The sequence below is a fragment of the Schumannella soli genome (assembly GCF_006517435.1).
Lineage (GTDB): Bacteria > Actinomycetota > Actinomycetes > Actinomycetales > Microbacteriaceae > Schumannella > Schumannella soli.
In genome coordinates, this window is sequence record NZ_VHQG01000005.1 from 74,812 (window position 1) to 97,090 (window position 22,279).

Here is a 22,279-nt window from a genome sequence, read left to right on the forward strand (position 1 = left end):
CGGGCGGGCCCGACGCGGTGCGTCAGAACAGGTCGGCGAAGCCCATCGCGACCAGGTTGTCGTGCGAGGTCTGCAGGCAGTCGAAGACGTCGCGGCCGTACAGCTGGTCCTGCTCGACGAGCAGGTACTCGGCGCCGGCGGCGATGCTCGCGGGGATGATGCCCTTCCAGTCGAGGTTGCCCTCGCCGACCTCGGCGAACTGCACCGACGAGGTGAAGAAGCCCATGAATCCGACGTGGTCGCCCTTCTCGAGCAGCTCGAAGGCCTCGCTCGGCAGCTGGCCGATCCGGTAGTCCTTGAGGTGCACCATCTTCACGCGACCGGCGAAGCGCTCGATCGTGCGCTGCGGGTCGACGCCGCCGCGCTGCAGCCAGTGCGCATCCAGCTCGATGCCGACGGTGGGGGAGCGGTCGGCGATGATGTCGAGCGCGTAGCGCCCGTCGTACTTCGCGAACTCGACGTGGTGGTTGTGGTAGTAGAGGTGCAGGCCCTGCTCTTCGAGGCGCTGCGCGTAGCCCTCGGCGGCGTCGCAGAAGGCGTGCAGGCTGTCGAGGTCGGCGAGCGCGCCGAGGGGCATCATGCCCATGCGCACCATGCTCGCGCCGAGGCGCTTCGTGTCGGCGACGATCTTCTCGAAGTCGGTCTCGAGGGCGTCGTTGGCCGCGGTCGACTTGTCGAGGCTGGCCGAGGTGGAGGAGAACTCGAAGCCGAGCTCGTCGCGGGCGCGCACGAGCTCATCCACGTTCTCGGTCGTCAGGGGGATCTGCGAGATCTCGATCGCGCGGTAGCCGATGTCGCGAACCCGCTGCAGCGTCGCGAACGCCCCGCGCTCCTCGATGCTGCCCTTGAGCATCATCGCCTGAACTCCGATCACTGCCACGTCGGCCTCCTCGCCATGTCGTGCGTGCGCACGCCGCGGTGGTGCGGCGTCGCAGGGCCAGTCTGGACTGGTCGCGACCATTTTGGCAACCGGTTGACAAAATCGACGCGACTGCGCTTCACTTCAACCGTGCCGATGACGCTGCGACTCGATCCCGACCGACTGCTCCCCGCCGACCCCGCGACCCGCGAGGTGGCCCGGAGCCTCTACGCGTCGGTCGCCGAGCTGCCGATCGTCTCCCCGCACGGCCACGTCGACCCGCGGCTCATCTTCGACGACCAGCCGTTCCCGAACCCGGCCGAGCTGTTCATCCGCTACGACCACTACGTCACCCGGCTCATGCACGCCGCCGGCGTCGAGCTCGCCGACCTCGGCATCCCGGCCGCCGACGGCCGCCCGATCGCCGAACCGCGCCAGGTCTGGCGCACCTTCTGCGCGCACTGGGGCCTCTACGCGGGCACCGCCTCGGGCTACTGGCTGCAGCACACCTTCGCGACGCTCTTCGACATCGACGAGCACCCCTCGGCCGAGAACGCGGATGCGCTCTACGACCGCATCCAGGCCGCGCTCGAGACGCCCGAGTTCCGCCCGCGCGCGCTGTTCGCCCGCTTCGGCATCCAGGTGCTCGCCACCACCGACGACCCGCTCGACGACCTCGCCGTGCACGCCGCGCTCGCCGCCGACCCCACCTTCACCGGACGCGTCGTGCCGACCTTCCGCCCCGACGGCTACATCAACCCGCTCGCTCCCGGCTACGCCGAGAACGTGCGCGCGCTCGCCGCGTGGGGCGACTACGAGGTGGATGACTACGCCGGCTACCTGCGTGCGCTCGAGCGCCGCCGCCGCCACTTCGTCGAGCACGGCGCCGTCTCGGCCGACTTCGGCGTGCCGCAGCCCTACACGATCGACCTCGGCGCCGAGCGCGCCGCGACCCTCTACGCCGAGGCGGTCTCCGGCTCGATCTCCGACGCAGACGCCCGCGAGCTGCTCGGCCACATGCTGCTCGAGTCGGCCCGCATGAGCGTCGCCGACGGACTCGTGATGACCATCCACCCGGGCGTCTTCCGCAACCACTCCAGCTCGACCTTCCAGGCCTACGGGCCCGACACCGGCCACGACATCCCCGTCGCCGTCGAGTACGTCGAGAACCTGCGCCCGCTGCTCGAGCGCTACGGCAACGACCCCGACCTGCACCTCGTGCTGTTCGCGATCGACGAGACCGTCTACTCGCGCGAGATCGCGCCCCTCGCCGGCTTCTACCGCTCGGTGTACATCGGCGCGCCCTGGTGGTTCGTCGACGCGCCGGATGCGGTGCTGCGCTTCCGCGCGGCCGTCACCGAGACGGCGGGCTTCTCGCGCGGCTCGGGCTTCATCGACGACACCCGCGCCTTCCTCTCCATCCCGGCCCGCCACGACATGTCGCGCCGCCTCGACGCCGCCTTCCTCGCGCGCCTCGTGGTCGAGGGCCGCATCGACCGCGCCGCGGCCGAGCAGATCGCGGGCGACCTCGTCGTCGCCCAGCCGACGAAGGTGTTCAAGCTGTGAGCGGCGCGACCGAGGTGGATGCGGTGGCCGAGGCGGCTGAGCCCGCTGAGCCCGTCAGCATGGCCGCCGCCGGCGCCGCATCCGTTCCCGCTGCGGGCGCAGCATCCGCCCCAGCTCCCGCGCTCTCCCGCGCCGCCCTCGCCGCGGCCGGGCAGCCGCTGCCCGTCGCTCCGGTGCGGATCGTGCACCTCGGCCTCGGTGCCTTCCACCGCGCCCACCAGGCCTGGTACACGGCGCACGCCGACGACGCCGCCGACTGGGGGATCGCCGCCTTCACCGGGCGCAGCCCCGACGCGGCCGACCAGCTGCGCCCGCAGGACGGCCTTTTCACGCTCATCGTGCGTGACGAGCACGCCGACCGCGCCGAGATCGTGCCGAGCCTCGTCGAGGCGGTCTCGGGCGACGACCTGAGTCGTCTCGTCGAGCTTCTGAGCGCACCGAGCACCGCGGTCGTGACGCTGACGATCACCGAGCCCGGCTACCGCAGCCGCCCCGACGGCTCGCCTGACCTCGACGACCCGGCCGTCGCCTCCGACCTCGCCGAGCTGCGCGGCGGCGGACGCCCCGCGACGACGATCGGCCGTCTGGTCGCCGGACTGGATGCGCGCCGCTGGGCCGGCGCCGCCCCGATCGCGATCCTGCCCTGCGACAACATCCCCGACAACGGCCGCTTCGTGCGCGCCGCCGTCGTCGGCCTCGCGGAGGCCGCCGGACTGTCGGAGACGGCTGCCTGGATCCGCGACGCGGTGTCGTTCGTCGCCACCTCGATCGACCGGATCACGCCGCGGTCCACGCCCGACGATCGCGCGACCGCGGAGACGCTCACCGGCTGGGCCGATGCCGCGCCGGTCGTGACCGAGCCCTTCCACGACTGGGTTCTGCAGGGCGAGTTCCCGGCGGGCCGCCCGCACTGGGAGGCCGCCGGCGCCCGCTTCGTCGACGACATCGAGCCCTTCGAGCGCCGCAAGCTGTGGCTGCTCAACGGCGCCCACAGCCTGCTCGCCTACGCCGGACTGCGCCGCGGTCACGAGACCGTGGCGCAGGCCGTCGGCGACTCGGTGCTGCGCGCCCAGGTCGAGGCCTTCTGGGATGCGGCCTGCCGCCACCTGCCCGACGGGCTCGACCTGCCCGCCTACCGCGCGGCCCTGCTCGAGCGCTTCGACAACGCGCGCATCGAGCACCGCCTGGCCCAGATCGGCCAGGAGGGCTCGGCGAAGCTGCGCGTGCGCGCGGCGCCGGTGCTGCTCGCCGAACGGGCGGCCGGGCGGGATGGCGCGGCCGCGATCGCGGCGCTCGTCGCCTGGGTCGCGCTGCAGCTCGAGGCGGCGGCTCCGCCGGACGCCGCCGAGGAGGCGCTCGCCGCGGCGCGCGCCTCCGACTCGCCCGTGTTCGAGCTGCTGCGGCTGCTCGATCCGGCGCTCGTCGACGACCCCGCGATCGTCGCGGCGGTCACCGAGGGCGTCGCCGACGCCTGAATCGACGCGGATGCGCCGTCGCGCGCATCCGCGTTTTCTCTCTCCATCTGGCAACCGCTTGCCAAAATCCACCGATTCTGATTCACTCGACACGTCTTCCGACACGGGATCACCCGACCCCCACGCGATGACGCGGACGCAATGGCGCGAAAGGGAACGACAGCAATGACCACCACGACCGAGCAGGCCGCCACCGGGCAGGCCGCTCCCCGCCGGCTCAGCGCTCTCACGCTCGCCGGCTACGGCGCCGGCGATGCCGCGAACAACCTCGCCTTCACGACCGCGACGATGTTCCTGCTCGTCTACTACACCGACGTCGCCGGAATCGGCGCGGCCGCCGCCGGAACCCTGCTGCTCGTCGTGCGCGTCTTCGACGCCTTCGCCGACGTCTTCGCCGGCCGCATCGTCGACCGCACCTTCTCGAAGCGCTTCGGCAAGTTCCGTCCGTTCCTGCTGTTCGGCTCGCTGCCGCTGCTCGTGCTGAGCTTCCTCACCTTCAACGTGCCGCAGATCGGCGAGACCGGCATGCTGATCTACGCCTACCTCACCTACGCGGCGCTCGGCCTGGCCTACAGCCTCGTCAACATCCCCTACGGCTCGCTCGCCGGCGCGATCACGCAGACCTCCAAGGAGCGCGCCAAGCTCTCGAGCGCCCGCACGATCGGCGCGGCCGTCGTCGGCGCCTTCCTCGGCGTGGCGATCGCCCCGCTCATCACGCCCGACAACGACCTGCAGTCGATCTTCACCTTCATGACGCTCGGCTTCATCGTCGTCGGCTTCTCGCTCTATCTCTTCACCTTCTTCACGGCGAAGGAGACGGTGCGCCGCGACGTCGCCCGCATCAGCACCAAGCAGAGCTTCGCGGTCATCAAGAGCAACGTGCCGCTCGGCCTGCTCTGCGCCGCCTCCTTCGTCTTCCTGACCGGGATGCTCGCCATGAGCAGCGTGCAGCTCTACTACCTGCGCGACGTGCTGCACGCCATCGGCCTCTACCCGGTGATCGCCGTCGTGCAGATCGGCGGCACCCTCGGCCTCGGCGTCATCATGCCGACGATCGTGCGCCGCCTCGGCAAGCGCACGGCCTTCCTCCTCGGCGCGGTGATCGTCATCACCGGTGGCGCCGTCGCCTTCTTCTCGCCCGCCTCGGCCGGCGTGACCGGCTTCATCGGACTGCTCATCTCGACGCTCGGCGTCTCCTTCGTCGGCATGCTGCTGTGGGCCCTCGAGGCCGACACGGTCGAGTACGGCCAGTGGAAGACCGGCGTGCGCGGCGAGGGGATCATCTACGCGGTCTTCTCCTTCACCCGCAAGACCGGTCAGGCGGTCGGCGGTGCGCTCGCGGCCTACGCGCTCGCCATCGGCGGCTACGCCGCCGGCGCCGCGCAGCAGAGCGAAGGCGCCGAAGTGGCCATCCGCTTCGCCGTGGGCGCCATCCCCGCCGTCGCCGGCATCCTCGCCTTCATCATCATGTTCTTCTACCCGCTCACCGACGCCCGCCACCGCGAGATCGTCGCCGAGATCGACGAGCGCGGGGGCGTCAGCGACCCGTCGCTCTCGACCGCCGCGTTCGTCGCCGGATCCGACGACGCGAACGTCACCGCGCTCGGCGCCTCCGACGCATCCACCTCGTCGGCCCCGGCCGGCACGCCCGCCAACCCCAGCAAGGAGTCCCGCTCGTGAAGATCGAATCCGCCGAGGTGCTGGTCTCCAGCCCCGGCCGCAACTTCGTCACCCTGCGCATCACCACCGACACCGGGGTCACCGGCCTCGGCGACGCGACCGTCAACGGCCGCGAGCTCGCCGCCGCGTCGTACCTCGCCGACCACGTCGTCCCGCTGCTGATCGGCCTGGATGCGCACCGCATCGAAGACACCTGGCAGTACCTCTACCGGGGTGCCTACTGGCGTCGCGGACCCATCACGATGGCCGCGATCGCCGCCGTCGACACCGCCCTCTGGGACATCAAGGCGAAGGTCGCGGGCCTGCCGCTCTACCAGCTGCTCGGCGGCCGCAGCCGCGAGGGGCTGCTCTGCTACGGCCACGCGTCCGGCGCCGACCTGCCCGAGCTGTTCGACTCGATCCGGCACCACCAGGAGGAGGGCTACCGCGCCATCCGCGTGCAGACCGGCGTGCCGGGCCTGCCGAGTGTGTACGGCGTCGCGTCGAGCGCGAACGCCGCGCAGGGCGGCATGGGCGTCACCACGCGCTACGATCACGAGCCCGCCCGTCCCGGCGAGCGCCCCGTCGAGGAGTCGTGGGACACGCGGGCGTACATCCGCCATATCCCGACCGTCTTCGAAGCGGTGCGCAACGAGTTCGGGCCCGAGATGCCCCTGCTGCACGATGCCCACCACCGTCTCACCCCGATTGAGGCGGCGAAGGTCGGCAAGCTGCTCGAGCCCTACGACCTGTTCTGGCTCGAAGACGTGACCCCGGCCGAGAACCAGGCCGTGCTGCGCCGCGTGCGCGAGCACACCACCACGCCGCTCGCGATCGGCGAGGTCTTCAACTCGATCTTCGACTACAAGGACCTCTTCGAAGAGCAGCTCATCGACTACGTGCGCAGCCCCGTCACGCACGCGGGCGGCATCACCGCGCTGCGCCGCATCTTCGACTACGCGTCGGTCTACCAGATCAAGTCGGGCGTGCACGGACCCACCGACGTCTCGCCGGTCGGGCTCGCCGCGGCCATCCACCTCGGCATCGCGATCCCGAACTTCGGCATCCAGGAGTACATGAAGCACTCGGATGCGACGCACGAGCTGTTCCGCCCCTCGTACACGTTCGAGGACGGCATGCTGAAGCCCAGCGAAGCCCCCGGACTCGGTGTCGACTACGACGACGCGGTCGGCGCCGCGCACGCCTACGCCCCGGCGTACCTGCCAGTCGCGCGCCTGCTCGACGGGTCGATGCACAACTGGTGAGCGGATGCGCGGCGCGGTCGGGGCGGACCACCGACGGCTCGACCGCGCCCCGCGCCCGACTCAGGAGCATCGCGCCGAATCGGCCGGCCCATCCACCACACCTCTGACCGTCAGGAGCTGACATGACGAACCCCGCGACACCCGGAACGCCCGCGGCGCCGTCGATCGTGGTGATGGGCGTGCAGGGCTCGGGCAAGTCGACCGTCGGCCGGCTGCTGGCCGAGCGGATCGGCGTCGAGTTCCTCGACGGCGACGACCTGCATCCCGCCGCCAATAAGGCGAAGATGGCCGGAGGCGAGCCGCTGACCGACGAGGATCGCGTGCCCTGGCTGAAGGCGATCGGCGCGAGTCTGGCGTCGGCGCGGGAGGACGGCCGCACGATCGTCGTCGCCTGCTCGGCGCTCAAGCGCTGGTACCGCGAACTGCTGCGCGCGAGCGACGACGAGCTCGCGTTCCTCTGTCTCGACGGCGACGCCGCGCTCGTCGCCGAGCGGCTCTCGCACCGCGACCACGAGTTCATGCCGCCCACGCTGCTGGCGAGCCAGTTCGCGACGCTCGAACCGCTCGCCGCGTGGGAGGTCGGCATCACGCTGCCCGTGACGCTCGCGCCCGCCGAGCTCGTCGAGCGCGCCGTCGCGGAGCTCGCCGCGCGCTGAGCTCGCCGATTCGTGCCGAATCGTCGTTCTCGGCTGCCCAATCCGACGATTTCGCACGAATCGACGGCCCGCGGCGCTGAACCGCCGCCCCGCCGCCGGGCGTCCGCACGCCTGAGGGGGCCGCGGTCGCCGGCGGGGCGGTATCGGAGCGAGGGGCTGCGTCTAGAGCCGGTGCCCGGCGTCGCGCAGCGTCGCCTCGGCCAGGTCTCGCGAGGCGGAGGGGACGAGCAGCAGATCGCTGTCGAACGTCGACACGACGAAGACGGGGCACGACGCCGCGGCGAGTGGTTGCACGAGCGACGCGACGACCCCGGTCAGCCCGAACGGGATCTCGCCCGAGACGTACCAGCCGACCCATCCGGCGTCGCGTCGGTGGGCGGGGGCATCGGGCGCAATCGCAGTCGAGGTCACGATCGACAGTTCGCGCTCTGTGCGGGTGATCGACACGATCCCCTCAGCCGTGAGCAACTGCGGCGGGATCGCCGCTGCGGCGTCGAGCCGGGTGATGGTGAACTCGTTCTCGAGTGCGTCGAGCTGGACGGTGGGCGAGGTCATCGAAGACCCTCTCGCTCGCGCGGAAGGCGGGGAGACGCCCCGCCGCGATCGATCGCGCAGAGTCAGCCTGCCACAGCGGCGGACCGCCGGGTGACGCGCGCGTCAGCCCTCGAGCACCCGCGGCCGGTCGACGAACTCGATCACGACGCCGTTCGGGTCGGTCACCGAGCCGACTCGCCCGATCCCGCCGGCGGCCGGGCGCGACGGTCCGTCCGGCTCACCGCCGTCGGCGACGAGCCGGGCGAGCGCGGCGTCCACGTCGTCGACGACGAGGGCCAGGTGGTGCAGTCGCGCGCCGTCGTGCACCTTCGGCAGCAGTTCGACGACATCCTCGCCGTGGTGCAGGTAGGTGAGCGTCGTGTCGAGCGACGGGATCGGGGTCTGGCGGGCGACCGCCATGCCGAGGCCGTCGCGGTAGAACGCGAGCGAGCGGTCGTGATCGTCGGCCTGCAGCGCGACGTGGTCGATCGCGTGGATGTGCGGATGCGGCGTCGTCCCGCTGCGCAGCGGCAGGTCGCGCTGCAGCAGCTCGATCCACACCCCATCGGGGTCGAGCACGAGGGCCTGACGGCCGACGCCCGATCCGGTCGCCCTCGGTTCGACCGTGACGACGGCGCCGGACGAGCGCAGCCGCTCCACATCGCCGTCGAGGTCGTCGCTGAGGAAGCCGAGGTGATTCGCCCCGGCGGGTGCGGCGTCGCCCGCGAACTCGATCAGCTCGACCAGGCCCTGAGCGAGCTGCAGATAGGCGATACGCATCCCGGAGGCGGCGACCTCGGCGCTCCAGACCGGCCGCGCGCCGAGCAGGTCGACGTAGAAGGCGACCGAGCGGTCGAGGTCGGCGGTCACGATTCCGAGGTGGTTGAGTTCGTGGATCACGGTGGCTCCTCGTCGAGTCGGCTGATGGGGTGGATCGGTGGTGGGGTGTCGGTGCCGGGTGGATCGGTGCCGGACCGGTCGGTCAGCCGGCGGGGCCGACGATGTCGACCGGCCGCCCGGTGGCGGCCGAGCGGTAGATGGCCTCGATTACGGTCAGCGTGGCGACGGCGTCGGCGATCGTGACGCGGTGGCGGCGGCCGAGACGGATGTCGTCGGCGAGCGCCGCGTACTGGCGGGCGTGGCCCGACGCATCCACCGTCGCGTCGAGACTGAGCTCGGGGTCGGGCGCGTCGACCTGATTCGCGGTGCCGTGCAGGCCCATGTCGCCGACCTCGGCGCCGGCGGCCGCGGTGGCGCCGAGGCCGTGGCCGTCGTCGCCTGTTCCCGCTCCGGCGAGGTGCAGGCAGCGCAGCTCGCCGTGTTCGATGATCGCGCTGCCGCGCGTGCCCATGATCTGCAGCCGTGCGGCGAGGCCGGGATACGCGGCGGTCGTGGCGTGCACGGTCGCGAGCGCCCCCGAGCCGAACTCGACGAGCGCCGTCAGCGTGTCCTCGACCTCGATGCGCTCGTGGGCGAGCACCGCGCTGCGGGCCGTCACGCGACGGGCGGGGCCGAGCATCCAGACCAGCAGGTCGAGCGTGTGGATGCCCTGGTTCATGAGCGCGCCCCCGCCGTCCTGCGCCCACGTGCCGGGTCATGGCGACCGCACCGGCTCCGACGATGGCGACGCCCCGGCGCACGGCGGCCGAGCGATCGTCTGGGGGCATCGTCGTCCTGTCTCGTCGGATCCCGATCAATCGATTGCCATGGTCCGGGGCCCTGATATCGCTCTGCTTCAACCCCACGCTAGCGAAGGAGCTCTCCGAATGGCAAGCGGTTGCCATGCGTGATGCCCTTCGGCCGCGGGTGTCGGCACGTGCGTTCCCACGCCCGGGCCTCCGCAGCCCTCGCGCGGTGCGCGTCCGGCGTGGGAGGGTCGAGGCGAGGCCGTCGCCGGCTTCGCCGTCTCCGCACCCGAGCGGGATCCCCGAGGCAAAGGAGCCCGATGCCCCTCGTCGCCGGTGTCGACTCATCGACCCAGAGCTGCAAGATCGTCGTGCGCGACGCCGAGACGGGCGCCGTCGTGCGCACCGGTCGTGCCGCGCATCCCGAGGGCACCGAGGTGCATCCCGAGGCGTGGTGGGAGGCGCTGCTCGCGGCGGTCGCCGACGCCGGAGGCCTGGATGACGTCGCGGCGATCTCGGTCGGCGCGCAGCAGCACGGCATGGTCGCGCTGGATGCGGCGGGCGCGGTCATCCGCCCGGCCCTGCTCTGGAACGACACCCGCTCCGCCAGAGCCGCAGCCGACCTGATCGCCGAGTTCGGCGCCGACGAGCTCGCGCGGCGCACCGGCAGTGTTCCGGTGGCGTCGTTCACGGCGACGAAGCTGCGCTGGCTGCGCGACGCGGAGCCCGAGAACGCGGCTCGGGTCGCCGCCGTCGCGCTGCCGCACGACTGGCTGAGCTGGCGGCTGCGCGGCTTCGGCGGCGCGGGTTCCTCCGGCGACGCGGGTTCCGGCGACGGGCTCGCCGAGCTCGCGACCGACCGTTCGGATGCGAGCGGAACCGGATACTGGTCGCCGACCTCCGACGACTGGGACCGCGACCTGCTGGTCGCCGCCCTTGGCCACGAGGCGCGGCTGCCGCGGGTGCTCGCCCCGCACGGGTCGGCCGGCGTGACGGCCGCGCATCCGGGCATCCCGGCCGGTCTCGTGATCGGACCGGGGGCGGGCGACAACGCGGGTGCCGCGCTCGGCCTCGACGCGCGCCCCGGCGACGTGGTCGTGTCACTCGGCACCTCCGGGACCGTGTTCGCCGTCACCGAGACCGTCGTGACCGACACGGCTGGAACGGTCGCGGGCTTCGCGGATGCCTCCGGCGCGTTCCTGCCGCTCGTCGCGACCCTCAATGCGGCGCGCGTGCTCGACGCCGTCGCCCGCGTGCTCGGCGTCGATCACGCCGAGCTCGGCCGCCTCGCGCTGACCGCCGAGCCCGGCGCGGGCGGCCTCGTGCTGCAGCCGTGGTTCGAGGGCGAGCGCACCCCGAACCTGCCCGACGCGACGGCGAGCATCTTCGGCCTCACGCTCGCCGCGACGACCCGCGAGAACCTCGCGCGCGCGGCGATCGAGGGGATGCTGTGCGGCCTCGCCGAGGGACTCGACGCCGTGCTCGCGCAGGGCGTGGAGGCGTCGCGCATCCTGCTCATCGGCGGTGCCGCGCAGAGCCCCGCCGTCGCACGGATCGCCGCCGAGGTGTTCGGGCGCCAGATCGTCGTGCCGACCCCGGGGGAGTACGTCGCGGCCGGCGCCGCGGCGCAGGCCGCCTGGGCCCTCACCGGAACGCGCCCGTCGTGGTCGCCCGAGATCGCGACCACGGTCGAGGCCGCCGACGCCCCGGTCATCCGCGAGCAGTACGCGGCGCAGCGTCGCTGAGCGCGTCAGTCCGCGTCCAGCTCGGCGATGAGTCGCAGCGCACCCGCGCGGGCGGCGTCGCTGCGCTCGGCCGCCGCATCCACCTCGTTGAGCAGGTTGTGCCCCATGGCGATCGTCAGCACGCCGTACGCGACGCGACGGCAGTCGGCGGCCGGGCTCTTCGGATGCTCGCGCTCCAGGAGCCGGGTGAGTGACTGCTCCATCCCGCGGTAGGCGGTCACGACGATGCGGTGGATGTCGGGGATGGTGCGTCCGGCGTCCATGAACGCGTTGGCGGCGGCGTTCTCGCTGCCCGGTTCCGCGAACTCGCCGAAGAGGTAGTCGAGGGCGCCGGTCGTGTCGGCGGCCGAGGGGACGAGGGGCGCGCGCCGCTCGAGTTCGGCGACGTCGAGGTCGGGCTGCTCGAGGGCGGTCTCGCCGAAGTAGAACACCCGGGCGGCGTCGGTCAGCAGGGCTTCACGATTGCCGGCGAAATGGCGCATGTGACCGCGGGCCATTCCGGCGGTCTCGGCGATCCGCGCGAGGGTCGTGCCGCCGACGCCGTCGGCAGCCATGCACTGGACGGTCGCGGCGATGATCTGCCGACGTCGCTCGAGCGAGCGGGATGGCTGGGCCACGGGCACCTCCTCGGCACGATTCAAACACGACCATTGCGCTTTCTAGTCACGAATGACTAACTTGGCCCGCATGATCCTGACGAACGCCCTGGTGCGCACCTCGGATGCCGCCCTGCCGCTCGCCGACACCGTCGTGATCGAGGGCGACCGGATCGTCTTCGTCGGCACCCGTGCTGACTGGGAGGCGTCGGGATCCGCCGCTGCCGCTGCCTCCGGTCACGAGATCGTCGACCTCGACGGGCGCACCGTCGTACCCGGCCTGATCGACGCGCACGCGCATCCCGGGATGGTCGCCAAGAGCCTCTGGCATGTGCGCCTGCCCTGGACCGAGAACGTCGACGAGATCCTCGCCTTCGTACGCGACTACGCCGTCGCCCATCCGAAGGAGGAGGCGCCGTTCCTCTACTTCGAGTACTACCCGAGCACGGCCTTCGGCGACGACGAGCCGACGCGGCAGCTGCTCGACACCGCCGTCAGCGACCGGCCCGTGCTGCTGCAGGACTTCAGCGACCACGAGCACTGGCTCAACAGCCGCATGCTCGAGCTCATGGGCGTCACGCGTGACACACCCGATCCGGTCCCCGGCCTCGAGATGTTCGTGCGCGACGCCGACGGCGAGCCGACCGGAGTCGCCCGCGAGCAGGTCTACCGGCACTTCCTCGAGCCGATGTACGAGGCGATCGGCTGGCGTCCGCCCGAGCAGGTCACGCCCGAGCGCGTCGCCGAGTTCTTCGGCTTCATGACCGAGAGCGGGGTCACGTCTCTCTTCGAGGCCTTCATCGACGACGAGCAGTCGCTCGCCTCCGTCGCCGAGCTCGACCGCCGCGGCGAGCTGAACATGGTCTACGAGGGGGCCCTGCGGTTCATCAACCGCAGCGACCTGCCCGAGGTGATCGACCGTCTGAAGACCTGGCAGGCGCGCTACGGCAGCGAGCGGGTGCGGGTGCGCACGCTCAAGCTGTTCTACGACGGCACCAACGAGAGCGGCAACAGCGCCGTGCTGAGTCCGCTCGAGGGCGCGGATGCCGGCGGCGCCTTCGGTCAGATCGCCTTCGACGACCGCGAGCTCACCGAGTGCCTGCTGATCGCCAACGCCGCCGACGTGGATGCGCACATCCACCTGGTCGGCGACCGCGCCTTCCGCTCGGCCTGCGACGCGGTCGCCGCCGCGCGCCAGCGGTGCGCGGGCGACGGCACGGAGTGGCGCATCCAGGTCGCCCTGGCTCACTGCGAGCTCGTCGACCCGGCCGACATGGCACGCCCGGCCGAGCTCGGCATCATCGTGAACTGGACCCCGCACTGGTCGGGCGGCTACTTCGGCGAGGAGGCGCGCACTCACCTCGGCGACGAGCGCTGGAACCGCATGTACCGCTTCGGCGAGATCGCCGCCGCCGGCACGACGCTGACCTTCGCGAGCGACGTCGTCACGAAGTACGAACTGCACCGGGGCGCGCCGCTGTTCGGCATGCAGGTCGCCGCGACGCGCGTCGACCCCGAGTATCCGCTCGACGGCGAACGCTACCCGGGTGGTGTGCGCCCGCATCCGGACGCCGTGCTCCCTGTCGAGCTGCTGCTCAAGGGCTACACGATCGACGCGGCGAAGCAGCTGCGCATCGACGACCGGGTCGGCTCGATCGAGGTCGGCAAAGTCGCGAACCTGACCGTGCTCGCCGACGACCCGGTCGCGGTCGACCCGGCGGCGCTCGCCGCGCTGCGGGTGGATGCGGTGCTCTTCGAAGGCCGCGTCGTCGCCGGCGCTCTGCCAGGACGGGACTGACGGGCGTCCCGACCGGGGCGTCCGAGGTGAACATGCAAGGAGGCACGAGCACATGACGACAGTGGAGCAGGGGCGCCCGGCCCCGAAGCTGCGACGAGTGCTGACCCTGCGGCTGCTGGTGGTCTTCGGCATCGCCTACCTCGCGCCGACCGTCGTCTTCGACCAGTTCGGGGTGACGACCGAGAAGACCGGCGGCATGCAGGCGCTCGCCTTCGTCATCACCACGATCGCGATGTTCTTCACCGCCTACAGCTACTCCCGCATGGTCAAGGCCTACCCGCGCGCCGGCTCGGCCTACACCTACGTGCAGCGCTCGGTGAACCCGTGGGTGGGGTTCTTCACCGGCTGGGTCATGCTGATCGACTACCTGCTGCTGCCGATGATCTGCTACCTCCTGCTCGGCATCTACATGCACGACGTGCTGCCGATGATCCCGGTCGCCGTCTGGGTCATCGCCGCCGCGGCGTTCGTCGCGGTGTTCAACATCATCGGCGTGCGCGCGGCCGGTCGGGTGAACTCGGTCGTCGTCGTGGCGCAGGTCGCGTTCAGCCTGGTGCTCGCGGTCGTGCTCGCGGTCGTCGTCGCCCAGGTGAGCGGTCCGCTCGGGCTGTTCGACTCGCGTGCCGTCGTCAACCCCGACACCTTCGACTTCGGCAAGGTGCTCGGCGGTGCCGCGGTGCTGGCGACGTCGTTCCTCGGGTTCGATGCCGTGTCGACCTTCGCCGAGGAGACGGTCGAGCCACGCAAGACCGTCCCTCGAGCGGTGATGCTGGTCAGCGTCGGAGCGGGCGTCGGGTTCTCGGTCATCTCGTACGTCATGAACCTCGCCTGGCCGACCGCCTATCGCGACATGAAAGACCCGAACGTCGGCATCCTCGAGCTGTTCCAGCACACGGGGATCGAGTGGATCAAGGTCCCGTTCCTCATCGTCGACAACGCCTCGAGCCTCGTCTGCGCGATGGCGGCGCTCGCCGCGGTGTCGCGCATCCTCTACGGCATGGGACGCGACGGCGTGCTGCCGCGGCGCGTCTTCGGCCGGCTGAGCCCGCGCTTCCAGACGCCGGTGTTCAACATCCTCATCACCTCGGCCGTGTCGCTGACGGCGATCTTCTACGCCGACGACCTCTTCGGCGCGGCGTCGCTGATCAGCTTCGGCGCGATCACCGGCTTCGTCTTCGTGAACTACTCGGCGATCAGCCACTACTTCATCCGCGGTCGTCAGCGGCAGGGGGCGGATGTCGTGCGCAATCTCGTGCTGCCCGGCATCGGCGTGATCATCAGCGTCGTGCTCTGGTTCGGCATCGACATGGACGCCAAGCTGCTCGGCCTCGCCTGGCTGGTGCTCGGCGTGATCTACATCGCGATCCGCTCGAAGGGATTCCGGGTTCCGCCCACCCCGATCGATCTGGACGAGACCGGTGCGCTGGACATGACGGAGCGCGACGCGGCGCGCGGCTGATTGGCGGTGGTGCCGACGTTCCGCGGGATGCGCCCTCAGGCTGCGGAGCCGGCCTCAGCCGTCCGCGCCGTCGTGCAGCACTGCCGCGAGCTTGCCGAGCGCCGCGGTCGCGGTGACGAGCGCGGCGCGCTCCTCGGGTGAGAGCACCGCGTGGGCGGCCTCGTGCAGCTCGGTGGAGCGACGGCGGCGCAGCTCGACGATCGTCGCCGAGCCCGCCGGGGTGGTCATGATCAGCACCCCGCGCGCGTCCGCCGGGTCGGGGGAGCGCGTCACGAGGCCCTGCTTCTCGAGGTCGGCGACGGTGGCGCTCATCGTCTGGTGGCGCACTCGGCGTCGGCGGGCGAGCGTCGCGATGCTCTGGGGACCGTCGCGTTCGAGGAAGCCGAGCGCCTCGATCTGACCGTCGGGCGTCGACTCGGTGCGGCGGATCGCGCGCACGCTCTCGCCGATCGAGGCCCGGAACGCGTCGGCCTGGTCGAGGGTGAAGTCGCCGGCGCGCTGTGAGTCGCCCGCCTCCGCTCGCTCGGTCATCCGCTCATCCTGCCGCACGCGTCATTTATACAGTCAGACTGTATATAGTGCGAGCCATGGAACTCACCAAGCACACCCACGCCACCATCGTGCTGAGCAACGCGGACCGCAGCCTCGTGATCGACCCCGGCTCCTACACCCCGAACTCCGCCGAGCTCGTCGCCGCGACGACCGCCGTGCTGATCACGCACGACCACCCCGACCACTACGACGCCGGCATCCTCACCGCGGCCCTCGCCGCCCAGCCCGAGCTGCGCGTCTGGGCGCCCGCGAACGTCGCCGCCGAGCTCACCGCGGCGGGCGCTCACTCCGATCGCGTCACCGCCGTCGGTGCGGGCGACAGCTTCGACGCCGCCGGATTCCCGGTCGAGGTCGTCGGCGGAACGCACGCCGTCATCCACTCCGACATCCCCGAGATGAGCAACGTCGGCTACCTCATCGCCGGCGACGTCTACCACCCGGGCGACGCGTACTTCGTGCCGTCGGCGCCGGTCACGACGCTGCTTGCGCCGACCTCCGGACCGTGGGCGAAGCTCGGCGAGCTCGTCGACTTCGTGCGCGCGGTCAAGCCGGTGCGCGCCATCCAGATCCACGACCTCATGCTCAGCGACGCCGGCAAGGGCTCCTTCGCCCAGTTCGCGCAGCAGCTCACCGGCATCGAGCTCGTCACCCTCGCCGACGGGCAGAGCATCACGCTCTGAGCCGGCGGTCAGCGGTCGTCTCCGCGGCGCGACGGCTCAGCGCGTGCCGCCGCCCACTGTGTCGGCGGCCTCGCGGATCAGCTCGCGGATGCGGTCGTCGAACTGGTCGAGCTCGCGCAGCGAGTAGCGATGCATCGTGATCTTCTTCGTCGTGGCGAAGGCGGTGCGCGGCGCCGGGTCGTCGACCTCGCGCAGCAGCTCGACTCCGAGCTCGAGGTAGTGGCTCTTGATGTACGCGGAGGCGAAGGAGCGCCGGCGGGCGTAGGTCACATCCGCCGAGTGGATGCGCTCCTCGACCCCGTCGAGCGAGCGGCAGAAGTCGCGGAACGCGGTGAGCTTCGCGAGGTCCTCGTCGTCGAGCCCGCGGGTCAGCCCACTCCAGGTGCCGTCGGCCATCGTCTGCTCCTGTCGCTCATGTGTCGAGGGGAGTTCGTGCCTCCGAGTCGGTATGACGTCGCGATACCGACGCGAAGGCACGAATCCGGACCATCTCGCAGCGACGGCGGGTCAGGGGAGCGTGTGACCCGCCGCGGTGAAGAGGCGGTACCACTCCTCGCGGCTCAGGTCGACGCCGCCGCCGGCGGCCGACTCGATCACCCGACCCGGGTTGGTCGTGCCGAGCACGGTCTGGATGTTCGCCGGGTGGCGGGTGATCCAGGCGACGGCGATTCCGGTCGGCGTCACGCCGTGCGCGGCCGCGATCTCGTCGAGCGCGTCGTTGAGCTCGGAGTAGTTCTCGCGGTCGCCGATGAAGACGCCGTCGAAGAAGCCCTTCTGGAACGGCGACCACGCCTGCAGGGTGATGTCGTTCAGGCGGGCGTGATCGAGCATCCCGTTGTCGCGGTCGATCGACTGGTCGAGCTTCACCATGTTCGCGGCGATGCCCGACGCGATGATCGGCGCGTGCGTGATGCTCAGCTGCACCTGGTTGTAGTCGAGCGAGACGTTCAGCGAGCGCTTCAGCAGGTCGATCTGCAGCGGGGTGTGGTTCGAGACGCCGAAGCTGCGCACCTTTCCGCTCTGCTTGAGCGTGTCGAAGGCCGCGGCGACCTCGTCGGGCTCGACGAGGGTGTCGGGGCGGTGCAGCAGCAGCGAGTCGAGGTAGTCGGTCTTCAGCGCGGCGAGCGACTCGTCGACGGTGGTGAGGATGTGCTCGCGCGAGAAGTCGAACATCCCGGGCCGGATTCCGACCTTGCTCTGGATGATCACCTTCTCGCGATCCGCGGCGCTCACCGCGCCCGCGTCGCCGAAGCGCTGCTCGCACTGGTGGCGCGAGCTGCCGTAGATGTCGGCGTGGTCGAGCATGTTGATGCCGTTGTCGAGGGCGGTGCGCACCAGCGTGCGGATCTGCTCGTCGTCGAGCTCGCTGATGCGCATGAGGCCGAGCACGACGGTGGATGCCGGCTGGGCCAGGTTGGGCAGGTCGAGGGTCTTCATGCGCCCATCCTGTCGGCCCGGTGCCCGCCGCCGCCGGGGCTCGGAGGTTCTCGCCAGTTCGGCGGCGCTCACCAGCCCGTCGTCAGCGCCCGGTCGAGCATGTCGACGAAGTAGTCGGCTGAGTCGACGGTGAGGCAGAGCGGCGGCTTGATCTTGAGCACGTTCTGGAAGTCGCCGGTCGGCTGCATGATGACGCCGAGCTCGAGCAGGCGGTCGCAGATCGCGGCCGTCTCCTCGGTGGCGGGCTCGAGGGTCTCGCGCGAGCGCACGAACTCGAGCCCGAGGTAGAGGCCCGAGCCGTGCACGGGGCCGACGATCTCGTGCGTCGAGGCGAGCGCGTGCAGGCGTGCGGCGAGATGGGCGCCGACGACCCGGGCGTTCTCCTGTAGCCCCTCGGCCTGGATGATGTCGAGCACGGTCATCCCGATCACCGACGACACCGGCGATCCGCCCGTCGACGAGAAGAAGTAGCCGCCGGTGCGGTAGCGGTCGGCGACGGCCTTCGACGTGACGACGATGCCGATGGGATGCCCGTTGCCGACCGACTTGGCGACGGCGACGATGTCGGGCACGACATCCTGCTGCTCGAAGCCCCAGAACCACTCGCCGAGGCGGCCGAATCCGACCTGCACCTCATCGGCGATCGCCAGCCCGCCGAGCTCCCGCACGGCCGCGTAGACCTCGCGCAGGTACCCGTCGGGCAGGGCGACGCCGCCCGCGTTGCCGAAGTAGGTCTCGGCGATGAATCCGGCCGGGGCGTGACCGGATGCGGCGATCTGGCGGATGCGCTCCACGGCCTCGGGCGCGTAGCGGGCGGCGTCGGCGCCGCGGTGCGTTCCGCGGAAGCTGTTCGCTGCGTCGACGGTATGCACCCACGAAGGCCGCGTCGCGAGCGCGTTCGGGTTGTCGGCGATCGAGGTCGAGACGGCATCGCTCGCGTAGGTCCAGCCGTGGTAGGCCTCGCGCATCGCGATCACGTCGCGGCGTCCGGTCGCGGCCATCGCGAGGCGGATCGCGAGGTCGGTCGCCTCCGAGCCCGAGTTGACGAAGAACACCGTGTCGAGCTCGTCAGGCAGCAGGGCCGCGACGCGCTCGCCGTACTCGACGATCGCGCCGTAGTTGAAGCGCGAGTTCGTGTTGAGCAGCTCGAACTGCCGGCTCGCGGCGTCGGTGATGCGCGGATGCGCGTGCCCGACCGAGGTCACGTTGTTGACCATGTCGAGGTAGACGCGGGCGTCGGTGTCGACCAGCAGCTCGCGCCAGCCGCGCTCGATCTGCGGCGGGCGCGCGTAGTAGTGCTCCTGCACCTCGGCCAGCACGCGCTCGCGCCGGTCGAGGGTCGCGGCGTCGCGGGCGGATGCCGACGCGGCGGCGAGCTCGTCGAGTCGAGCCCGCACGGGCTCGGCGAGCGCGAAGGCGGTCGTCGGGTCCCCGACGAGGGCGCCCCAGCCGACGAGGTAGCCGGGCTCGACGAGCTGCGGGATGGATGCGGGCGCGTCCGCCCAGCGCAGCGTCGCGGTGACCTCACCGCCGGGCACGACGAGGTCGTCGGCGGCGACGGGCGCGGCCTCGCCGGAGCCGGTGATGACGGGGGAGCCGATCGGGGAGTCCGCGGTGGCGTCGGCGTCGGAGGAGTCGGGCGAGGACGCCGGGGACGTTGCGCGGGGGCCGGCTTCCCGGTCGACGCCGACGTGATCGGGCGACGCTCCGAGCGGCGCGCTCGCGAGCGACAGCGTCACCCCGCCGGTCGTCAGCTCGACGGCGCCGGGAACGGCGCGGGCGGAGATGTGCGCCGGCAGGTCGCGCAGCACGAGGTTGCGGCTCAGCCAGAGGTGGGCGCCCGTCGGCGCCGTGGCGGGGGAGGCCGGCGTGCGCAGCGGCGCCCCGGCGAGACGCGGCCGACCGGCCGGGACGATCACGGCGCCGACGGTGCTGGCGCGGGCGCTTGCACTGATCGCACTCGCGTCGCCCGTGGCACCGCCGCTCATGCCGCCCGACGATCCGACCGCGCTCGCCGCATCCGCTCGTCCGCCGCGCACCGCCGCCGCGATCCCGCGCAGCAGCGCGCCCTCGTGCGTGAACGCGCCGCGGTCGTTGACCTCGCTCGTGGTGCCGGCATCCAGCATGACGACGGCCTCGCCAGGCGGCACGAGCGAGAAGAGCTCGGCGGCGGGCCAGCCGGGCGCCGGCGCGAGCGGCAGCCCGAGCGCGTGCCGGATCGTGCGCGCCATGACCGGCAGCGGCACCGACAGCGCCTGCGTGAGGATGCGGTGCTCGCGGTCGAGCGCCCCGCTCGCGTAGGCGTTGTCGTCGTCGAGGCGCACCTGCGCGCGTCCGCTCAGCACGAGCACGGCGCCGCGCAGCACGACGAGCGGCCAGAGCGCATCCGCCTCGTCGGGGCTGAGCGGACGCAGCGCGTGGAACGCCCGGATCGCCGGCAGCGCCGACAGCGGCGTCGCGCCGTCGTGGTGCAGCAGCGACGACACGGTCGTGGCGAGCTCGCCGACCGACCACGAGTCGAGCACGTCGCCGAAGTCGATGATCGCGTCGGGCAGGGAGCCCGGCGCATCCGGTCGCAGGATGTTGTCGTCGGTCACGTCGAAGTGGCCGAGCTGGCGAGGAAGCCGGTCGGCGAGTGGCGCGAGCGCGGCGGCGGCGTCGCGGGTGGCGGCGAGCACCTCGGCGCGCACGGCCTCGTCGGGCTCGGCCGGCGCGAGGGTGTCGATCACGCGGGTCGCGTGGCGCAGATCCCACTGCAGCACGCGCGCGGAGGCGGGGTGCTCGACGTCGGCGAGCGCGAGCTGCACGCGGGCGGCGAGCTCGCCCATGCGGGCGGCGGTGCGCGGGTTCAGGTACCCGGATCCGGTGAGCGTCGACCCGGCGACGAACTCGATCACGCGGGCGTTGAGCCGGCCCTGGCTCGTCTCCCACCAGCCGGAGCACGCGCCGTCCGGACCGTGCACGAGCCGGGGGATGCGCAGCTCGGGCGCCGCAGTCGCGACCCTCTCGGCGGCGAGGGTCTGCAGCTCGATCTCGGCATCGCTGAACACCGGATTGCTGAGCTTGAGCACGCCGAGCGGCTGCGCACCGGCACCGGCTCCGGCCGCGTCGCTCGGCCACACCAGGAAGTTCTGGTCCTGCTGGCTGCCGAGCGACTCGGCCCGCGCATCCAGCCCGAACTCGCTGCGCAGCAGCCGCTCCGCTTCCTCAGCCGGAATCGTCGGGGTGGCCAGCTCGACGTGCTCGAAGTAGTCGAAGAGGGGCGCGCTCATGCGCCCATCCTGGCGTCTCGCGTCGGATGCGCGGAAGCCGCGGCGTGCACCGGCGTGCGACATCGACGCGGCCTACGCTGGCGGGCGTGAGCCCACGTCGTCTCGCGCCGGGTCAGGTCGCGCGCATCCATGTCCACGACATCGCGAGCGGGGCGGATGCGGTGGTGCACGAGAGTCGCGAGGTGCTGTTCGAGGCGCCCAACTGGGCGGGGGAGGCCGACGGCGGGGTCCTGCTGCTCAACGGCGACGGGGTGCTGTGGTCGCTGATGCCCGAGCCGGGGTCGACGGCGCAGCGGATCGCGCACGAGAACCTGCCGCCGATCAACAACGACCACGTGCTCGACCCGCGCGGCGGCGCGATCTTCCTCTCGGCCGACGACGGGCACATCCACCGCGCCCCGATCGCGGGCGGCCGGGCCGAGCGCGTGACGAGCGAGCCGGGCGTGCACCACTTCCTGCACGGGGTGAGCCCCGACGGTGAGCGGCTGGCCTTCGTGCGGATGCGCGACTTCAGCGAGCCGGGACGCCTCGCGATCGTCGCGAGCGAGCCGGGCGGCAGGGGCGACGGCGCCGGCGGCGGCACCACGATCGTCGACACCGGCCCCGGCCACCTCGACGGCCCCGAGTGGTCGCCCGACGGTGCGTGGATCTCCTTCAACTCCGAGCGGTGGGCGAGGCGACCGGGCCACGCGCAGCTGGCACGCATCCCCGACCCGCTCGCACGGGCGAACGCCGCCGGCGACGAAGCCCACCCCGTCGGCCCCGACGACGTCGAACGGCTGCTCGCCACCGACACCGTCGACTGGTTCCCGCACCTCGCGCCCGACGGCCGGCACGCCGTCTACCTCGAGTTCCCGCCGGGCACGACCGGGCATCCCGCCGACCTCGAGGTCACGCTGGTCGTCGTCGACACCGCCGACTGGTCGACGCCGCTCGCGCGCATCCCGCTGCCGGGCGGACAGGGCACGATCAACGTGCCCAGCTGGGCGCCCGACTCCGGTCGCTTCGCCTACGTCAGCTATCCCTGCGCATGACCGGGCAGGCTCGCCGGCCGTGCGAGGCGCTGCGATCATCGACGGTCGCGTCGGGCTCATCACCGAG

Annotated in this window: 18 protein-coding genes and 1 pseudogene; 10 read left to right on the top strand and 9 right to left on the bottom strand. The window is 71.8% G+C overall.

Going from position 1 to position 22,279, the window contains the following annotated elements:
• Positions 1 to 22: 22 nt before the first annotated feature.
• Complete coding sequence (locus FJ657_RS15425; protein ID WP_255447379.1) at positions 23 to 880, bottom strand: sugar phosphate isomerase/epimerase family protein; 858 nt, start codon at positions 878 to 880, stop codon at positions 23 to 25.
• Between the two features lie 129 nt (positions 881 to 1,009).
• Between FJ657_RS15425 and uxaC the strand changes: the two genes are divergently transcribed.
• The 5 genes from uxaC to FJ657_RS15450 all read left to right on the top strand — a co-directional run bounded on the left by uxaC (position 1,010) and on the right by FJ657_RS15450 (position 7,480).
• Positions 1,010 to 2,425, top strand: a complete 1,416-nt coding sequence (gene uxaC, locus FJ657_RS15430; protein ID WP_141164620.1) for a glucuronate isomerase — start codon at positions 1,010 to 1,012, stop codon at positions 2,423 to 2,425.
• Complete coding sequence (locus FJ657_RS15435) at positions 2,422 to 3,900, top strand: mannitol dehydrogenase family protein (protein WP_255447380.1); 1,479 nt, start codon at positions 2,422 to 2,424, stop codon at positions 3,898 to 3,900. The genes uxaC and FJ657_RS15435 overlap by 4 nt, the downstream gene beginning before the upstream one ends.
• A gap of 165 nt (positions 3,901 to 4,065) precedes the next feature.
• Positions 4,066 to 5,580, top strand: a complete 1,515-nt coding sequence (uidB, locus tag FJ657_RS15440) for a glucuronide transporter (RefSeq protein WP_141164621.1) — start codon at positions 4,066 to 4,068, stop codon at positions 5,578 to 5,580.
• Positions 5,577 to 6,824, top strand: a complete 1,248-nt coding sequence (manD, locus tag FJ657_RS15445; RefSeq protein ID WP_141164622.1) for a D-mannonate dehydratase ManD — start codon at positions 5,577 to 5,579, stop codon at positions 6,822 to 6,824. The genes uidB and manD overlap by 4 nt, the downstream gene beginning before the upstream one ends.
• 122 nt (positions 6,825 to 6,946) lie before the next feature.
• Positions 6,947 to 7,480 (top strand): gluconokinase, encoded by a 534-nt coding sequence (locus tag FJ657_RS15450; protein WP_255447381.1) that lies wholly within the window; start codon positions 6,947 to 6,949, stop codon positions 7,478 to 7,480.
• A gap of 162 nt (positions 7,481 to 7,642) precedes the next feature.
• On the opposite strand, the gene FJ657_RS15455 is transcribed toward FJ657_RS15450, so the two are convergent.
• From FJ657_RS15455 to FJ657_RS15465, 3 genes and pseudogenes are all read right to left on the bottom strand, one after another.
• The gene (locus tag FJ657_RS15455) at positions 7,643 to 8,035 is read right to left on the bottom strand and encodes an ACT domain-containing protein (RefSeq protein WP_141164623.1); all 393 of its coding nucleotides are present in this window, start codon (positions 8,033 to 8,035) and stop codon (positions 7,643 to 7,645) included.
• Between the two features lie 102 nt (positions 8,036 to 8,137).
• Positions 8,138 to 8,914 carry a VOC family protein gene (locus tag FJ657_RS15460; RefSeq protein WP_141164624.1) on the bottom strand — a complete coding sequence of 259 codons (777 nt, stop codon included), beginning with the start codon at positions 8,912 to 8,914 and terminating at the stop codon, positions 8,138 to 8,140.
• An 82-nt stretch (positions 8,915 to 8,996) separates the two neighbouring features.
• Positions 8,997 to 9,590, bottom strand: a pseudogene (locus tag FJ657_RS15465) (Gfo/Idh/MocA family protein); the annotation flags it as partial.
• A 369-nt stretch (positions 9,591 to 9,959) separates the two neighbouring features.
• Here FJ657_RS15465 and xylB point away from each other — a divergent pair.
• A complete protein-coding gene (gene xylB, locus FJ657_RS15470; RefSeq protein WP_141164626.1) occupies positions 9,960 to 11,384 on the top strand; it encodes a xylulokinase in 1,425 nt (474 codons plus the stop codon).
• A 5-nt stretch (positions 11,385 to 11,389) separates the two neighbouring features.
• On the opposite strand, the gene FJ657_RS15475 is transcribed toward xylB, so the two are convergent.
• Entirely contained in the window at positions 11,390 to 12,001 is a 612-nt protein-coding gene (locus tag FJ657_RS15475; protein ID WP_141164627.1) for a TetR family transcriptional regulator, read from the bottom strand.
• A 70-nt stretch (positions 12,002 to 12,071) separates the two neighbouring features.
• Here FJ657_RS15475 and FJ657_RS15480 point away from each other — a divergent pair, with 70 nt between their 5' ends.
• On the top strand, positions 12,072 to 13,778 hold the full coding sequence (locus tag FJ657_RS15480) for an amidohydrolase (protein ID WP_181409006.1): 1,707 nt from the start codon (positions 12,072 to 12,074) through the stop codon (positions 13,776 to 13,778).
• 52 nt (positions 13,779 to 13,830) lie between these two features.
• Positions 13,831 to 15,237: an APC family permease gene (locus tag FJ657_RS15485; RefSeq protein WP_181409007.1), complete on the top strand. Its 1,407-nt coding sequence runs from the start codon at positions 13,831 to 13,833 to the stop codon at positions 15,235 to 15,237.
• A 54-nt stretch (positions 15,238 to 15,291) separates the two neighbouring features.
• On the opposite strand, the gene FJ657_RS15490 is transcribed toward FJ657_RS15485, so the two are convergent.
• Positions 15,292 to 15,768: a MarR family winged helix-turn-helix transcriptional regulator gene (locus tag FJ657_RS15490; RefSeq protein WP_141164630.1), complete on the bottom strand. Its 477-nt coding sequence runs from the start codon at positions 15,766 to 15,768 to the stop codon at positions 15,292 to 15,294.
• A gap of 56 nt (positions 15,769 to 15,824) precedes the next feature.
• On the opposite strand from FJ657_RS15490, the gene FJ657_RS15495 reads away from it, so the two are divergent.
• Positions 15,825 to 16,469, top strand: coding sequence for an MBL fold metallo-hydrolase (locus tag FJ657_RS15495; protein WP_141164631.1), 645 nt, complete (start codon positions 15,825 to 15,827; stop codon positions 16,467 to 16,469).
• A gap of 36 nt (positions 16,470 to 16,505) precedes the next feature.
• Here FJ657_RS15495 and FJ657_RS15500 read toward each other — a convergent pair whose 3' ends face one another.
• The 3 genes from FJ657_RS15500 to FJ657_RS17450 form a co-directional block, all read right to left on the bottom strand.
• On the bottom strand, positions 16,506 to 16,865 hold the full coding sequence (locus FJ657_RS15500) for a DUF5655 domain-containing protein (protein ID WP_141164632.1): 360 nt from the start codon (positions 16,863 to 16,865) through the stop codon (positions 16,506 to 16,508).
• A gap of 111 nt (positions 16,866 to 16,976) precedes the next feature.
• A complete protein-coding gene (locus FJ657_RS15505) occupies positions 16,977 to 17,906 on the bottom strand; it encodes an aldo/keto reductase (protein ID WP_141164633.1) in 930 nt (309 codons plus the stop codon).
• A 68-nt stretch (positions 17,907 to 17,974) separates the two neighbouring features.
• On the bottom strand, positions 17,975 to 21,178 hold the full coding sequence (locus tag FJ657_RS17450) for an aminotransferase class III-fold pyridoxal phosphate-dependent enzyme (protein ID WP_255447382.1): 3,204 nt from the start codon (positions 21,176 to 21,178) through the stop codon (positions 17,975 to 17,977).
• Between the two features lie 86 nt (positions 21,179 to 21,264).
• Here FJ657_RS17450 and FJ657_RS15515 point away from each other — a divergent pair, with 86 nt between their 5' ends.
• The gene (locus tag FJ657_RS15515) at positions 21,265 to 22,212 is read left to right on the top strand and encodes a TolB family protein (protein ID WP_255447383.1); all 948 of its coding nucleotides are present in this window, start codon (positions 21,265 to 21,267) and stop codon (positions 22,210 to 22,212) included.
• Positions 22,213 to 22,279: the final 67 nt, after the last annotated feature.

Coding starts and splice junctions, on each gene's coding strand:
- FJ657_RS15495 (WP_141164631.1), top strand. CDS start 15,825: ATGGAACTCACCAAGCACACCCACGCCACCATCGTGCTGAGCAACGCG.
- FJ657_RS15485 (WP_181409007.1), top strand. CDS start 13,831: ATGACGACAGTGGAGCAGGGGCGCCCGGCCCCGAAGCTGCGACGAGTG.
- FJ657_RS15505 (WP_141164633.1), bottom strand. CDS start 17,906: ATGAAGACCCTCGACCTGCCCAACCTGGCCCAGCCGGCATCCACCGTC.
- FJ657_RS15480 (WP_181409006.1), top strand. CDS start 12,072: ATGATCCTGACGAACGCCCTGGTGCGCACCTCGGATGCCGCCCTGCCG.
- FJ657_RS17450 (WP_255447382.1), bottom strand. CDS start 21,178: ATGAGCGCGCCCCTCTTCGACTACTTCGAGCACGTCGAGCTGGCCACC.
- FJ657_RS15490 (WP_141164630.1), bottom strand. CDS start 15,768: ATGACCGAGCGAGCGGAGGCGGGCGACTCACAGCGCGCCGGCGACTTC.
- FJ657_RS15450 (WP_255447381.1), top strand. CDS start 6,947: ATGACGAACCCCGCGACACCCGGAACGCCCGCGGCGCCGTCGATCGTG.
- FJ657_RS15500 (WP_141164632.1), bottom strand. CDS start 16,865: ATGGCCGACGGCACCTGGAGTGGGCTGACCCGCGGGCTCGACGACGAG.
- xylB (WP_141164626.1), top strand. CDS start 9,960: ATGCCCCTCGTCGCCGGTGTCGACTCATCGACCCAGAGCTGCAAGATC.
- FJ657_RS15455 (WP_141164623.1), bottom strand. CDS start 8,035: ATGACCTCGCCCACCGTCCAGCTCGACGCACTCGAGAACGAGTTCACC.
- uidB (WP_141164621.1), top strand. CDS start 4,066: ATGACCACCACGACCGAGCAGGCCGCCACCGGGCAGGCCGCTCCCCGC.